This window comes from Phytoactinopolyspora endophytica (assembly GCF_004138495.1).
Lineage (GTDB): Bacteria > Actinomycetota > Actinomycetes > Jiangellales > Jiangellaceae > Phytoactinopolyspora > Phytoactinopolyspora endophytica.
The window spans coordinates 168495-182328 of record NZ_ML142856.1 but is presented as its reverse complement, the minus strand read 5'-3'; the positions used below and the strand labels follow the sequence as shown (position 1 = coordinate 182328).

The window sequence follows — 13834 nt, the reverse complement described above, 5'->3', positions numbered from 1 at the left end:
GTGCCCGCCGCCGTGACCCTCGTCGCCATGGCTGCGGGCCCGGCGCGCGGAGCGGGCATGGCCGGCTACGCGTTTCTCATCGGCGCCGGCGCCAGCATCGGACCGCTGCTCGCCGGTGCCCTCGCTGGTGCGGGCTTCGCGGCGACCTGCGGTGTTCTTGCCGCCATCCTCCTGGTCCCGGCCATCGCCTTCGCGGCGGGCTCCCGCATGAACACTTAGCCCCGCCCCTCCCCGTAGGAGGAGCTTCCGGCTGCCCGCGCCGCGCGGGCAGCCGGGCCACGCGGGGTTTGGCGTGCCGGCTCTTCCGTTCGCTCCTCAGACGATGCCGGCACGGATCTCCGCGTAGAGGCGGGCTGGGTCGTCGGCCAGCGACTGCTTGACGTGCGCGCTCCAGTCGTCGGCGATCACCTCGATCGCACCCTTGACGAGTCCGTCCAGGCCGGCGCGAGCGGAGTCGGCAGGGTCGCCCTTGGGGCCGTCGTAGGCGGCGCTGAAGTCGGTGTCGATCGCACCCAGGTGCAGGCCCGTCACGAGCGTCCCCTGCTCCTCCAGCTCCAGCCGGACGCCGTTGGTCAGCGCCCACTGTGCCGCCTTGGAGGCGTGGTAGCCGTTGACGTTCGGAAACCCGAACCACGACTGTGCGGACAGGGCGTTGAGGATCGCCCCGCCGCCGTTCGTCGCAAGCACTGGCGCGAACGCCCGCACCATGGCGAGGGTGCCCCAGAAGTTGGTCTCCATCTCCGCACGGATGTCCTCGAGGTCGCTGGTCACGAGGCTCGTCCAGCGGCTGATCCCGGCGTTGTTCACCAGGAGTGTCACGTCGTTCGCGGCGTCGGTCGCCGCCCGGACGGTGTCGTGATCGGTGATGTCGAGCCGCAGCGGGACGACATCGGGCATGTCGATGGTCTCCGGGCGGCGTGCCGTCGCGTACACGCGAGCCGCGCCCCGGTCCAGGAGCTGCTCGGCGAAGTGGCGACCGAGTCCGCGGTTGGCGCCTGTGACGAGAGCGACCGCGCCCTCGACGGCGAAACCGGAGGTCGCGCGAGTGTTCTGTGGGTTCATGTCATGTACGCTAGAACCTGACGTGGACGTCAGAATCAAGTGCAGGCGTCGATCGAGGGATATGAGGTGCATCACATGCGTATCGGCGAGGTTGCCCGAAGTGCCGGGGTGAGCGTCCGCGCGCTGCGCTACTACGAGGAACAAGGCCTGCTCACCTCGGACCGCACCCCAGGCGGGCATCGCGAGTACGCTGCCGACGCCGTCGGCCGCGTCCGCTTCTACCAGCAGCTCTACGCCGCCGGGTTGCCCAGCCGGCGCATCGCCGAACTGCTCCCGTGCATCGACACCGGCACCACCACGGCGGAGCAGCGCGACATGCTCGACGCGGAACGCGCGCGCCTGCAGGGCCGGATCGCCGAGCTGACTGATGCGCTCGCGCGGCTCGACGAAATCGTCGCGGCGGCCGAGGCGCGCTCCGCATGACCTGGTGCGTCGTCGGCGCTGCGAGGTCACTGGCCCTGTATATGTGACCGCACATGGCCGAGTGGGTCATCATCCGGGAGTAGCCAGCCGCTTGGACATAACGAAGCCGGCGTGGTGGAGCACTCCAGAGAGTAATTCGCCGAAGGCCCAGAACCCGGTGTCGTCGAGGTAGGTGATGCGGTCGTTGTGGACCCAGTATCTGCCCGTGTAAGCATCTGTCCGGCCGTGGCGTGTCTCGGTGTACCGGCCGTCGGGGAGCAGGTGCTGTTCCAACTCGCGCGAGTCGTCTACCCAGACGCCGTGCCATTGCTGGAAGTCGTCACCCGGATCAGGGACGCCGGCGGGCCGGGTGGGTTCGCCATGCTGCACCTCGAGATGTCCTGACACGACGACGGCGAGCAGGTCGCGAGGCCGCAATACCAGCATGTGGCGGATCCGGGGTTCGCTCACGCGCTCTCGGGTGACGGCAAAGTTCGCTGGGTTCCCAGGGGCCAAATCGTAGACACCGCGTTGGTCCTCGGGACGGGCGCGTGCCGCGGTATCGACGAGCAGCGGGACGACGAATGCCCCTTCCGCGTCGATCAGACGGGCTTGGGCTGGCCGGGACTGCTTCGCGCGCGAACCGACGTGTGTGATCCTTCCATCCTCCACCCACAGATCGCCGCGTACGGTCTGCGACGGTGTGAAGTGGACAGTGGCGTTGACGACCGCCAGGATTCCATGATCATGAACACTTTCCGTTCACATAGCACGGTTAGTGTTCATGATCATCGGAGGCTCAGAGCGACTTGGCGGAGTGTCGCGACGACCACATCGACGCCAGCCGTCCGCTCCGCTCTGGTGGCTGCTACCGCTGTGCGGCCGAGCCAGCTGGGGTCATCGACTCGGACGGTGACGACCTCGGCCGGTAGTCCGTCGGCTGCGATCCTCGGCACAACGGTGGCCCCGAGCCCGGCGGCGACCAGACCGAGTCGGGCGGGCCATTCGCGTGCCGTGTAGGCGATGCGCGGGTCGGGCAGTGTCGGCCACGGGCCGAACTGCGGATCGCCGCGCAGCCCGGCGCCGGCCACCCAATCCTCTTCGGACAACTCTGTGACCGGGACCCGATCCCAATCGGCGAGCCGGTGGGTGCGGGGGACCGCGACGAGGAGGCCACCCTCGGGCAGGCGGCTCGTGCGCAGGTCGTCCAGGTCGTAGGCGGGCAGGTCGGGTCCGAGCGCGATCACTGCTACGTCGATGCGGCCGGACCGTAGCTGACGCAGCAGCACCGGGGTCGACCCCTCCCGCAGCTCGAGCGTCAGTGCTGGGTGCCGTTGCCGCAGGTCAGCGACCGTCCTCGGGGTGAGGGCCCACATGGCCGTAGGGAAGGCGCCGAGCACGACGCGCCCGGCCAGCCGGTCCGTCAGTTCGGCGAGGTCCCGCGCCACGGCGTCGATCTCGCTCAGTGCGGTCGCCGCGCGCCGGGCCACAGCGGCGCCGGCCGGGGTCGGCGTGACGCCACGGGAGCCGCGGACGAACAGCGGTACCCCGGCCGCGGCCTCGGCGGCCGCCACTTGCCGCGAGACCGCCGACTGTGTGTATCCGAGTAGTTCGGCGGTCGCGGTGAACGACCCGGTCCCGACGACAGCTTGGACGACGCGCAGCGAGGTCACCGTGAACTCGGCCATGTCCTCATTCTGAGGCATGCGTATTGCTCATGTCTGCAGTGAAAGAGTTTCGCTGGTGGAATGCCCTCCACGGGCACACAATCGAAAGGACAGCACACATCACGTACAGATGAGGGCGAACATGTACAAAACCTGGTTCATCACCGGCTCCTCGCGCGGCTTCGGCCGCCTGTGGGCCGAGGCAGCGCTCGAGCGCGGTGACCGTGTCGCCGCCGCGGCCCGGGACATGTCCGCGCTGGACCCGCTCGTCGAGCGATTCGGTGACGCCGTGGTCCCGATCCGCCTCGACGTCACCGACCGCGCCGCGGTGCACGATGCCGTTGCGCACGCCGCCGACACGCTCGGCCGGCTCGACGTCATCGTGAACAATGCCGGCTACGGGCACATCGGCATGGTCGAGGAGGTCTCCGAGGCTGAGCTCCGCGCCCAGATGGAGACCAACTTCTTCGGTGCCGTGTGGGTGACCCACGCGGTCCTGCCTGTGTTACGCGCGCAGCGGGCGGGCAGGATTCTGCAGGTCACCAGCGAGGGAGGGGTGCGTGCCTACCCAGGCTTCGGCGCCTACCACGCGTCCAAGTGGGCTGTGGAAGGCCTGTCGGAGTCACTCGCCCAGGAAGTGGCGGCGTTCGGGATCCACGTCACTCACGTCGAGCCTGGTCCGTACACGACGGAGTTCGCCGGCAACCTGCGCACCAGCGACGAGCTTCCGGACTACGCCGACATCCGCACCGCGATCGCCCCGAACTTCGAACTCGGCGACCCGCAGGCGACCCGCGAGGCGATCCTCGCGATCGCTGACGCCGAACACCCGCCGCTGCGGGTCATTCTCGGCAGGACGTTCACCGAGATCGAGGAGATCTACTCCGAGCGCCTGCGCACGTGGCGCGAGTGGCAGCCGGTCGCGCTCGCCGCGTTCGGGCACCCCACCCAGGACAGTGCTTTCACACCGTCCCTGCACGTGTGAGGTCGCTGATCGCAGCGAGTGCTTCGCGTTGTAGCTCGACCAGGTCGCGACTCTCGTCCGCCGCGTTCCACCGAGCGAAGGCCGTGCTGAACACGGATACGACGAGGTCGCCGGCGAGACGGGCGGGCACGTCCGCTACGCCGCGCTCGACGAGTGCGGTGGTCACGGCGCGGGAGAGTTTCGCTAGTTTGAGCAGCTCGCGTTCCTGTAGCTGCTCGTTCGCGGTGATGATATCGTTTCGCGCCCGGGCGAAGTCACGACCGCGCACGTCCTGCAGGGCGCCTCCGCCGGCGTCGAGCGCCGCGACCAGCAGGTCGTTCAGGGACGCGTCTGTCGGCGCCCCGGCGATCGCGTCTACGAAGGCCGCCACGAGCAGCTCCTCGCCGGCGAACAGGACCTCGCGCTTGTCGGCGAAGTGCCGGAAGAACGTCCGTTCGGTCACGCCGGCCCGCTCGGCGATCCCGGCCACGGTCGTCGTTTCGAAGCCGTCCTCGGCGAACAGCTCCATCGCCGCGCGCTGAAGACGTTCTGATGCTCCGGGTGCCCAACGTGCCATACCCGCAATCGTAGCCGGAATGAGCGAAGTGATGACAGGAACTGACATCAGCGCTATGCTGACTGATGTCAGCTCCTGACATCAGTCATGGCATTACCGAGGAAAGCGAGCACAACATGCACGTCTTCGTTACTGGAGCATCCGGATTCATCGGCCGCGCCGTCGTCGCCGAGCTCATCTCCGCGGGTCACGAGGTGACCGGCCTGGCCCGTTCCGACGCATCGGCATCCGTCGTCAGGAACCTCGGAGCGGCCGTCCTCCGTGGCGACCTCGACGACCTCGACTCGATCCGTTCGGGAATCAAGGACGCCGACGGGGTGGTCCACCTCGCGAACAAGCACGACTGGGACCATCCCGAGATCTCTAACCGTGCCGAACGCGCCGCCGTCCAGACCATCAGCGAGCTGCTGGCCGGATCGGACCGCCCGTTCATGCTCGCGTCCGGTACTGCGCTGGCCGGACAGGCTGGCTCAGGACGCTCGGTCACAGAACACGACCGCAATTCCGCCGTCGGCCCGGACGCACCGCGAGGTGGCGCCGAGAACCTGGCCCTGGACTACGTCGACAAGGGCGTACGCGCCATCCCCGTGCGCTTCGCTCCGACGGTGCACGGCGAGGGCGACCACGGCTTCATCTCGATCGTCGCCCAGACAGCACGACGCAACGGGGCTGCCCAGTACCCCGGCGACGGTGCCAACCGCTGGCCCGCCGTGCACCGGTCCGACGCCGCCCGACTGATCCGGCTCGGACTCGAAAGCGCGCCCGCCGGGACGATCCTGCACGCAGCAGCCGAAGAGGGAGTGCCCGTGCGGCGGATCGCCGAAGCACTAGCCGACCGGCTCGGCGTGCCGGCGAAGTCTGCCCCGGCAGAGCAGATCGCCGACGAGATTCCCTTCATCGGCCAGTTCCTGGCCGCCGACATCCCAGCCACCAGCCAGATCACCCGCGACCTACTCGAGTGGCAGCCTACCGGCCCCACACTGCTGGAAGACATCGCCGCGGGCCACTACGACCAACCCTGACCGACCCGCCGCCTGCAGGCGCGGTCGTCGCCTGCTGTCGTTTCTGTCCAAGACGGTCGCGCGGCCATGGTCTAGCGTGAGCGCGTGCGCACACCACGGTGCGCCGGCAACTCGCCGATCATGAGGAGGCAGCACTATGCGCGAGCTGGTCTACACCGGGTTCATGTCGCTCGACGGCGTCGTGGACTCCCCAGGCGGTGGGCCGGACGAGGAGCACCGTAGCGGTGGCTGGGTGTTCAAGGACCTCGAGTTCGTCCCCGAGGCCTGGTCGATCAAGGGCGAAGAGCTCGAGGAGACGACGGCGCTGATGTTCGGCCGCCGGAGCTACGAGGTGTTCGCCCCGGTCTGGCGTGAGTCGGAGGACCACGCCGCCTACAAGGAGCTGCCCAAGTACGTGGTGTCGACCACGCTCTCCGACGACGACCTCGTCGACGGCTGGGGCGCGACGACGATTCTGCGCTCCACCGATGATGTCGCTGAGCTCAAGGAGGGGGACGGTGGCGCGGTCTTCATCCACGGGAGTGCGGAGCTCGCTCGGCGGCTGTCGGATGCGGGCCTGATCGACAGGTACAACCTGCTGGTCTTCCCCGTGCTGCTCGGCGCTGGCAAGAGCCTGTTCAGCAGGGAAGACAAGGAGAAGCAGATGCTCAGTCTCAGGGAGTCCGCGGTCTATGCGAACGGGATCACCAAGCTGATCTATGACGTCACGCGCTGATCCAGGTCGAGCGCGATAGCCCCGCCGGTGCCTTCACGGAGCTGCCCGGCGGTCCGCCCGACGTACGTGCGCAGGGCCCGCGCCAGGTGTGGCTCGTCGAAGTAGTCGAGCTTGGCGACGACGTCGGTGACCGGTTCGCCGCCGGCCAGCATCTCTGCCGCCGTGCGCACACGCTCGATCTGCCGGACGGATCCCCGGGTCATGCCGGTCGCCGCCCGGAAGCGACGTTCGATGGTGCGCCCCGATACGGCCGAGCTCTGGCCCCGGAGGATCTCGATGACGAGTGGGTCACGTACCAGCACCCCGGACCGGACGAGACGGGCGACCAAGGCCTCGGCGTCGTCGGGACCTGGGATCTCCCAGCGCGAGCCGTCGAGCCGGAAGGTCCGGCGGGTGGTATCGGGGAGTTCGATGCCGCCGTCGACGAGGGCCGGGGTGCGTACGGCGCGGAGCGAGGTGCCCAGGGCGAACTCGATGCCCATGAAGGCGGCACCCTCGGGCACCGGTGCGGTCCCGGTCCTGGACTCGGGGCCGGAGACGCTTGCATACGTCCTGCCCTCGCGCTCCCAGAACACCAGGCCCCAACGCACAGCCGCCACGGACGTCATCTCAGCGACCTGGTCGCTCGTACAGGTCCACACGACGTCGACCCATGGCGAGCCCGATCCTCGCGTCTTGAACCGCAGTCCCACGGGGCGAAGGATACATCGGTGAGCTCACCGGGCTCGCTGTTCCTCTTCCCGGGTGGCGGCGAGAGTTCCGAGCAGCCTGAGCGCGTCCGCGCTGGTAGAGCCGGGCTCAGCGTGGTAGACGATCAGCTCCTGCCCGGGTGCGGCCTTGACGTCGAAGGCGTTCATGCGCAGCGTGAGGTCTCCGACGTCCGGGTGACGGAACGTCTTGCTCTCACGCCGCTTGCCCCGCGCGTCGTGACGTTCCCACATCGTCGCGAAGTCGGGACTCTGGGTGCGGACGATCTCCAGAACCTCCTGGATGCGCGGGTCGCGCGGATGCGCGCCGTGGAGTAGCCGGAAGCCTGCGACGGTGTTGGACGCGGCACGCTCCCAATCGGGATAGAACCTCCGTGCCTCCGGGTCGAGGAAGACCTTCATGAGCAGGTTCGCGCCGTGCCTGAACCCCTCGAAGAGCGTGTATGCCAGCTGGTTGCCGGCCAGGACGTCGTAGGCCTTGCCGAGCACCATCGCCGGGTTCTCCGGCCACATCTCCATCAGCTGCAGCAGCTGGGGGTCGACGCGCTCGGGTGCGGCGCCGCCGTACGGGCGTGGGCTCAGCCCGGCCACCTGGAAGAGATGGAGACGAGCGTCGTCGTCCAGCTGCAGCACCTGGGCGATGGCATCGAGAACCTGGGCGCTGGGGTGGCGCTCGCGGCCCTGTTCCAGCCGCACGTAGTAGTCGACGCTCATGCCCGCCATCGTCGCGACCTCCTCACGACGAAGCCCCGGGACGCGTCGAGCCCCGATCACTGGGATACCGGCGGCCTCGGGGCTGACGTGACCGCGCCGCGCACGGAGGTAGTCACCCAGGAGGTTTTCCGACATGTGGCCATGCTAGGCCGGACCCGGTCGTCGTGCCTGGGCGTGCTGCACCTAGGCACGACGTTGCCTTCCTCGGTCACCGAGGTGCCGGTGAGATGGATGCCATGACCACAAACAACGAAGATCAGAAGGTCGTCCTGGTGACAGGAGCCTCCAGCGGCATCGGCGAGGCCACAGCGCGTCGTCTGGCAGTCGAGGGGCACCACGTCGTCCTCACCGCCAGGCGCACGGACCGGCTCGACGCCATTGTCGACGAACTCAGGCAGGCCGGGCACAGTGCGGAGAGCCGCGCCCTTGACGTGACGGACCGGGCGGCATTCCAGACTCTCGTCGACGACGTGACCGAGCGACGGGGAAGGCTCGACGTCCTCGTCGGGAACGCGGGCGTCATGCTGCTGTCCCGACTCGACGCGCTGCTCGTCGACGAGTGGGACCAGATGCTCGACGTCAACGTTCGCGGGTTGTACAACGGGATCGCCGCGGTGCTGCCGCACTTCCGGGAAGAGGGGACGGGGCACGTCGTCAGCATCGCGTCGGTCGGTGCGCACGAGGTCGTGCCGACGTCGGCGATCTACTCGGCGACCAAGTACGCGGCGTGGGCGTTGACCGAGGGCCTGCGACAGGAGTCCGACCCGGGAATCCGGGCCACGACGATCTCCCCGGGCGTGACCGAGTCCGAGCTGGCCGACCACATCACCGACCCCTACGCCGCCAACGCCATGGTCGACTACCGCGCGGCGGTCATCCCGGCCGACGCCATCGCGCGAGCCGTCAGCTTCGCCATCTCGCAGCCGGCCGACGTCGATGTCAACGAGGTCATCGTCCGGCCCGCGGGGCAACGCTGAACGGACCGCTGGGCTGAGGACCACGATCAGCACCACACGGCAGACACGCCCTGCGTCCGTCGGGACGCAGGGCGCGCTCTTGTCTCAGTCGAGGACGGCGAACGCCTCGACCTCGACGAGAACGTCGGGCTCAAACAGGTAGTCGACGCCGATGGCCGACAGGGGCGGCAGTGGCCGGGGGATCCCGAGCTCGGTCGAGACGTGCTCGATGCCGGCGATGAAGTCGTCGTACATCTCGGGGCTCCAGTTGGTGACGAAGAACCTGAGGCGCACGACGTCGGAGAAGCTTGCTCCCGCACCGGCCAGACCGCGCGCCGTGTTTCGTAGGGCCTGTTCGACCTGGCCGGTGAGGTCGCCGGTGGCGATGCGGTTCCCGTCGGCGTCACGGGCGATCTGGCCGGCCACATGCACCTGGCGGGTGCCGGTGCTGATCGAAACATGGTGGTAGGGGACGGGCTGGAACATGCCCTCAGGGGTCAGGAGCTGCACGGTCATGAGGTTCCCTTCGTCTGTTTCGTTTTAGGTATCTAATGAATACCTTGTATCCAAAGGGAACTTCAACGAGACCAGGTTTCGTGGCGGATACCTCCCACCTCACGCGATACGACGGTGCAACGGTCAGTCTCGACGCGTTGGCGCCTGGACCTGAAGCGTCGCCGCGCCGAGGATCGAATCGAGTAGCCCGGGAAACAGCGCGTCGAGGTCTGCACGTCGAAGACTGATCCACCGCTCTCTGCCTTGGACGACCGTCCAGGTCACACCTGCTTCGCGGAGCACACGGTAGTGGTGCGACATGGTCGACTTGTGGACGTGCGTGTCGGCGTTGATGTCCGTGCACTTCTCACTACCAGCACTGGAAAGACGCGCCACCATCGTCAGGCGGATCGGATCCGCCAGTGCCTCAAGCACGTCAACCAGCCTGATCTCAACCATCGGAGGCTGCCACGGTGCCTTCATGTGGTTCTCCTCCCGACGGGTGAAATTCTACTCCAATGTTGGATAGTTGGCCAATCATCCAACCGTTAGATAGTTTGACGTTCGCCAAACCGAATCCGGCATCAGAAACGGAAGGCGAGACGGTCGATGGTCGACGACATCAGGTCCTCGCGACTCACGAATCGGTCCCCGCGGCGTTCAAGCCAAGCGCTCCTGGTCATGGGGTTGTTGGTGGTGGCGGCGAACCTACGACCGGCCCTGACCGGCGTGGGGCCGTTGCTGGATCGCGTGCAGGACGATCTGGAGTTGGCTCCAGGCGCTGCGGGCCTGTTGACCACGCTTCCGTTGCTGGCGTTCGCGGTCATATCTCCAGTGGTTCCGCGGCTCGCCGCGCGTTTGGGCCCCGAGCGACTCCTCGGGGTCGCACTCGTGGTGCTGGCCATCGGGGTCGCAATCCGATGGGTCCCGGAGGCGGTCAGTATGTTCACAGGGACCCTGCTGATCGGTGCCGGAATCGCCGTGGGCAACGTTCTGCTCCCAAGCCTGATCAAGCGCGATTTCCCCACCAAAGTGGGGCTGCTGACCAGCGCCTACGCCACGGTGATGGGAGGAGTCGCCGCCGTGGCATCCGGGGTGGCGGTGCCGATCGCGCAGTCGGCTCCTGGCGGTTGGTATACCGCGTTGGGTTGCTGGATCGTGCTCGCGCTCGTTGCTCTCGTGGTGTGGCTTCCGCAGTTGCGGACTCCGCCGGCCACCGTCGGTGGCGTCCGCAGACACCCGTTGCCCTGGGGTTCAGGGCTGGCATGGGCGGTCACGGCGTTCATGGGATTGCAGTCGCTGGGCTTCTATGTCGCCGTAACGTGGTTGCCTCAGGTGTTCCAGGACGGCGGCGTCACCGCAGCCAGAGCGGGATGGCTGCTGTTTGTTTTCCAGGTGGTGGCCGTGTTGACCAGCCTGGCGGTGCCGGCCCTGCTGAGGCGGGCTCGTGACCAACGCGTGGCGGCTACGGTCAGTTCGGCCGTCTTGCTGGCTGGCTACCTCGGCCTTATGGCGACGCCGGGATGGGCCCTGCTGTGGAGTGTCGTCCTCGGTCTTGGTGGCGGAGCCTGCCTCGTGCTCGCCTTGGCCTTCCTCAGCCTGCGCGCCCCGGACGCGACCGCGGCGGGCGCATTGTCGGCGATGGCACAGTCAATCGGCTACCTGCTGGCCGCGGCGGGGCCGGCAGCATTCGGGCTGCTGCACACCATCAGTGCGGGGTGGCAGGCACCACTCACGCTGATGTGCGTCACGGCTGCCGGACAGATGATCGTGGCGCTGGTGGCAGGCCAGGGCACGGTCCAGCCGGGCAAGGGCCAGACCCTCGCTCGCACCCCGTCGCGTGCGCAGTAGACCAGCACCGCGCCCTGGCCCTGACGTCGGCCGTCCCTGCGTCGGCTTTCAGGAGCGTTGCGAGGATCCTCACGGTCGTGGTCTTGCTCGCGCCGTTCGAGCCGAGCAGGGTGAAGATGCTGCCCCGCTCCACGTCGAAGTCCACGCCGCGCAGCACCTCGAGCTTGCTCGCAGCGGTCACGGCGGTGGCTCGTCGTTGTTCGGGCTCGGCGAGGTTGTGGATTTCTTGCCGACTGGCCGCGGACCGGATCGCAGGATCTTGACGAAGTAGACCAGCGTCCATGACCAGCCGGATTGGTGGTCGCGTCCGACCTCCTGGTATCCGAGGCTTCGGTAGAAGGCGATCGCTTCAGGCTGATTGGTGGCGGTGTCCAGGTGTGTCTCGGGCAGGCCGAGTTGCCAGGCGCGTGCTTCCAGGGCGGTCATCAGCGTTCGTCCGATGCCCTGGCGTCTGGTGGCAGGGTGTACTCGCACTCGCAGGACTTCGGCCTGGCCATGGCTGTTGGGCCGGATCCCGCCCATGGCGACGAGGTGGCTGTTGATCTCGGCGACGAGGAAGTCACCGCCTGCGTCTTGGAAGCTGGAGCGAATGTTGGCGAGGTCGGGGAACCTGGGCGGTGGTTGCGAGATCGGGGGCAGCGGCAGCGGGATGGCCGGGTCGGCTGTCGCGCCGATGTTGGGCAGGTTGTTGAGCGCCCACAAGGTCGGGGCGTCCTCGTCCCGAAATTGTCTGATCGTGACCACAGGGCGACTATGCCCTCATCGGTGGTGAAGCGCGACACGTTATGCCAGTGTCCGGGTGCGCCGCGGCATCGCGGTGGCCTCGTACGCACCGGCATCTTCGGAGATCTCGGTCAACTCATCCAACGCCAGCGCGGCCCGGAGCAGGTCGGGCGGCGCCCAGGGCGCGCGGTTGACCAGGTCTTGAACCTTTGCCAGCAGCTTTACATGTCTGCTGTGGTTTCCGATTCGGGCTGGAACTTCAGGCTGTAGAGATCGCCCCGATAGGTTGAGAAGGTTCGTTCGATCGGCACTCCGTGTTGGTCGCGACTGACCGAAGTGGTGCGTAGGCACGGCGTTGATGGTTCGATCTGTAGTAGCGTCGCGGTCTGGGCATCCGGTAGCTGAGCGATCACCTCGAACTGGCTGCGTGTTATCACGACGGCGTACTTGCGTTGCAAGAGTGCGTACATGGAGCCTTCGAGGTCGAATGCGAGAAGGTCGGGAAAACGTTCGGCATTGAGCGTGGCGTGCTCGACGCACAATGGCACTCCGTCTCCCAGGCGGAGTCGGTTGACGTGGATGGCACGGCCGTTCTCGGGCAGTCCAAGGATTTCCACCTCTTCCGGGGTTGCCGCCTGTATCGATGCGGAGAGCAGTTTGCTCGTGGCCTCTCGGCCGGCGCGTTGCATGGTCTCGGTGAAGGAGATCGATGTGAGGGATCGGCTCAGCCTGGGCTCGGCGACGAACGTGCCGCGTCCTGGTATACCTTCGATCCTTCCCGCTTGGTGCAGGAGCTGTAGCGCTCGGCGGATTGTCATGCCGGAGACTTGATACTTCTCAGCCAGCGCCTGTTCGCTCGGGATCTGCTCGCCGACGGCCATCCGCGCGATCATTTTTGACAGGTCGCGTGCGATCACGTCGTACTTCTTCATCAGCGTCCTTTTTCTTTCTGTTGCGATAGTTCCATGTGCCGATGGGGTGGTGCAGTGTCCCCTGCGCTCATGCTCTGCAGGACATCAGAATCATGACCTATGTTCATCCAGGCGTATCGTGCCGCGCCGACCAGCGCTGCGTCTGGTCCGAGGGCTGCGGGGACAACGGCGGTGTTCGCAACCGGGGGCGTGAGATGGGCGCTGATGGTGTCGACGAGCACATTCCACCATCGCGTACCGACGTGGACGAGACCGCCGCCAACGACGACCATTTCCGGGTCGAGAAGAGTAATCATGCCGGCCATGGCTTCGCCGAGAGCGCCGGCCGCCTCGTCGACGACGGCTGCGGCGTCGGCGTCACCGCTGGCTGCTCGCTGTATCACCGTGCGTGTGTCGGCGGCTTCGGGCAGCTTCTTGCGACGGCTGTATCGGGCCGCGATCGCTGGCCCGGCGGCGACGGCTTCCAAATGGCCGGTTCGACCGCACGGACAGCGCTCGTCGAGGGCGAGTCGGCTGGGGACATGGCCCACCTCACCGGCGCCGCCGTGGGCGCCGGTTTGAACCATGCCGTGACGAATCACAGCGGCCCCTACCCCAGTGCCGATCGCCACCATGAGGGAGTATCCGGTTGCGGCGGACGCGCCGCGCCAATCCTCGCCGAGCGCGTGGGCGTCCACGTCGTTGCATGCCGCGACGGGCAGAGCCAGCCGGCGAGCTAGTTCAGCGGCGACATTGGTGCCGACCCATCCGGTGAACGTTCCTGTGGCGCCGACCACGGTGGACGAGGTATCCAACATGCCCGCTGCGCCAACCCCTACCGCCGCGGCGGATAGGCCGGGTTGTACTCGCTGGGCGGAAGACAGCGCTGATCGCGCAGCCTGGGCGGCTGTATTGAGCACAGCGTCTGGGCCGTCCGACGCGGGTGTCGCAACCGTGACGCGTTGACCCATGGTGGCGCCGGCGGTAACCAGCGTTGCGGACGTCTTGGTGCCGCCGATGTCGATCGCGAGGACACACTCCATGGAGAACCTCCTTGCCAAAGAGGTC

The 13834-nt window shown here is 67.4% G+C and carries 17 protein-coding genes and 2 pseudogenes; 7 read left to right on the top strand and 12 right to left on the bottom strand.

Annotated elements, in window-relative coordinates; translation table 11 throughout:
* Nucleotides 1-219: pseudogene (locus tag ELR45_RS35340) on the top strand (MFS transporter); the annotation flags it as partial.
* 96 nt (nt 220-315) lie between these two features.
* On the opposite strand, the gene ELR45_RS17165 reads toward ELR45_RS35340, so the two are convergent.
* The gene (locus tag ELR45_RS17165) at nt 316-1062 is read right to left on the bottom strand and encodes an SDR family oxidoreductase (protein WP_129667489.1); all 747 of its coding nucleotides are present in this window, start codon (nt 1060-1062) and stop codon (nt 316-318) included.
* 75 nt (nt 1063-1137) lie between these two features.
* Between ELR45_RS17165 and ELR45_RS17160 the strand changes: the two genes are divergently transcribed.
* Nucleotides 1138-1485, top strand: coding sequence for a MerR family transcriptional regulator (locus ELR45_RS17160; RefSeq protein WP_129667488.1), 348 nt, complete (start codon nt 1138-1140; stop codon nt 1483-1485).
* 69 nt (nt 1486-1554) lie between these two features.
* On the opposite strand, the gene ELR45_RS17155 is transcribed toward ELR45_RS17160, so the two are convergent.
* Nucleotides 1555-2136: an Atu4866 domain-containing protein gene (locus ELR45_RS17155; RefSeq protein WP_129667487.1), complete on the bottom strand. Its 582-nt coding sequence runs from the start codon at nt 2134-2136 to the stop codon at nt 1555-1557.
* Between the two features lie 116 nt (nt 2137-2252).
* Entirely contained in the window at nt 2253-3170 is a 918-nt protein-coding gene (locus ELR45_RS17150) for a LysR family transcriptional regulator (protein ID WP_205856745.1), read from the bottom strand.
* Nucleotides 3171-3273: 103 nt separating this feature from the next.
* On the opposite strand from ELR45_RS17150, the gene ELR45_RS17145 reads away from it, so the two are divergent.
* Entirely contained in the window at nt 3274-4116 is an 843-nt protein-coding gene (locus ELR45_RS17145) for an SDR family NAD(P)-dependent oxidoreductase (protein ID WP_129667486.1), read from the top strand.
* On the opposite strand, the gene ELR45_RS17140 is transcribed toward ELR45_RS17145, so the two are convergent.
* Nucleotides 4094-4672: a TetR/AcrR family transcriptional regulator gene (locus ELR45_RS17140; protein ID WP_129667485.1), complete on the bottom strand. Its 579-nt coding sequence runs from the start codon at nt 4670-4672 to the stop codon at nt 4094-4096. The genes ELR45_RS17145 and ELR45_RS17140 overlap by 23 nt on opposite strands.
* Nucleotides 4673-4788: 116 nt before the next feature.
* Here ELR45_RS17140 and ELR45_RS17135 point away from each other — a divergent pair, with 116 nt between their 5' ends.
* On the top strand, nt 4789-5694 hold the full coding sequence (locus ELR45_RS17135; RefSeq protein ID WP_129667484.1) for an SDR family oxidoreductase: 906 nt from the start codon (nt 4789-4791) through the stop codon (nt 5692-5694).
* A gap of 136 nt (nt 5695-5830) precedes the next feature.
* Nucleotides 5831-6409 (top strand): dihydrofolate reductase family protein, encoded by a 579-nt coding sequence (locus ELR45_RS17130; protein WP_129667483.1) that lies wholly within the window; start codon nt 5831-5833, stop codon nt 6407-6409.
* Here ELR45_RS17130 and ELR45_RS17125 read toward each other — a convergent pair.
* Together ELR45_RS17125 and ELR45_RS17120 are read right to left on the bottom strand one after the other, a co-directional pair.
* Nucleotides 6391-7101, bottom strand: a complete 711-nt coding sequence (locus ELR45_RS17125) for a helix-turn-helix domain-containing protein (RefSeq protein WP_129667482.1) — start codon at nt 7099-7101, stop codon at nt 6391-6393. The two genes, ELR45_RS17130 and ELR45_RS17125, sit on opposite strands and share 19 nt — an antisense overlap.
* Before the next feature lie 24 nt (nt 7102-7125).
* Entirely contained in the window at nt 7126-7965 is an 840-nt protein-coding gene (locus ELR45_RS17120) for a helix-turn-helix transcriptional regulator (RefSeq protein ID WP_129667481.1), read from the bottom strand.
* Between the two features lie 101 nt (nt 7966-8066).
* Between ELR45_RS17120 and ELR45_RS17115 the strand changes: the two genes are divergently transcribed.
* On the top strand, nt 8067-8807 hold the full coding sequence (locus ELR45_RS17115; protein WP_129667480.1) for an SDR family oxidoreductase: 741 nt from the start codon (nt 8067-8069) through the stop codon (nt 8805-8807).
* An 84-nt stretch (nt 8808-8891) separates the two neighbouring features.
* Here ELR45_RS17115 and ELR45_RS17110 read toward each other — a convergent pair whose 3' ends face one another.
* Nucleotides 8892-9302, bottom strand: a complete 411-nt coding sequence (locus ELR45_RS17110; RefSeq protein WP_129667479.1) for a RidA family protein — start codon at nt 9300-9302, stop codon at nt 8892-8894.
* A gap of 123 nt (nt 9303-9425) precedes the next feature.
* Nucleotides 9426-9764: an ArsR/SmtB family transcription factor gene (locus tag ELR45_RS17105; protein ID WP_129667478.1), complete on the bottom strand. Its 339-nt coding sequence runs from the start codon at nt 9762-9764 to the stop codon at nt 9426-9428.
* A 198-nt stretch (nt 9765-9962) separates the two neighbouring features.
* Between ELR45_RS17105 and ELR45_RS17100 the strand changes: the two genes are divergently transcribed.
* Nucleotides 9963-11132: a CynX/NimT family MFS transporter gene (locus tag ELR45_RS17100; protein ID WP_205856743.1), complete on the top strand. Its 1170-nt coding sequence runs from the start codon at nt 9963-9965 to the stop codon at nt 11130-11132.
* Between the two features lie 22 nt (nt 11133-11154).
* Here ELR45_RS17100 and ELR45_RS42770 read toward each other — a convergent pair.
* The 4 genes and pseudogenes from ELR45_RS42770 to ELR45_RS17080 all read right to left on the bottom strand — a co-directional run.
* Nucleotides 11155-11355: pseudogene (locus ELR45_RS42770) on the bottom strand (ATP-binding cassette domain-containing protein); the annotation flags it as partial.
* The gene (locus tag ELR45_RS17090) at nt 11310-11876 is read right to left on the bottom strand and encodes a GNAT family N-acetyltransferase (RefSeq protein ID WP_129667476.1); all 567 of its coding nucleotides are present in this window, start codon (nt 11874-11876) and stop codon (nt 11310-11312) included. The gene ELR45_RS17090 and the pseudogene ELR45_RS42770, both read right to left, overlap by 46 nt.
* A gap of 200 nt (nt 11877-12076) precedes the next feature.
* Nucleotides 12077-12787 carry a GntR family transcriptional regulator gene (locus ELR45_RS17085; RefSeq protein WP_129667475.1) on the bottom strand — a complete coding sequence of 237 codons (711 nt, stop codon included), beginning with the start codon at nt 12785-12787 and terminating at the stop codon, nt 12077-12079.
* A complete protein-coding gene (locus tag ELR45_RS17080; protein ID WP_129667474.1) occupies nt 12787-13809 on the bottom strand; it encodes an ROK family protein in 1023 nt (340 codons plus the stop codon). The genes ELR45_RS17085 and ELR45_RS17080 overlap by 1 nt, the downstream gene beginning before the upstream one ends.
* Nucleotides 13810-13834: the final 25 nt, after the last annotated feature.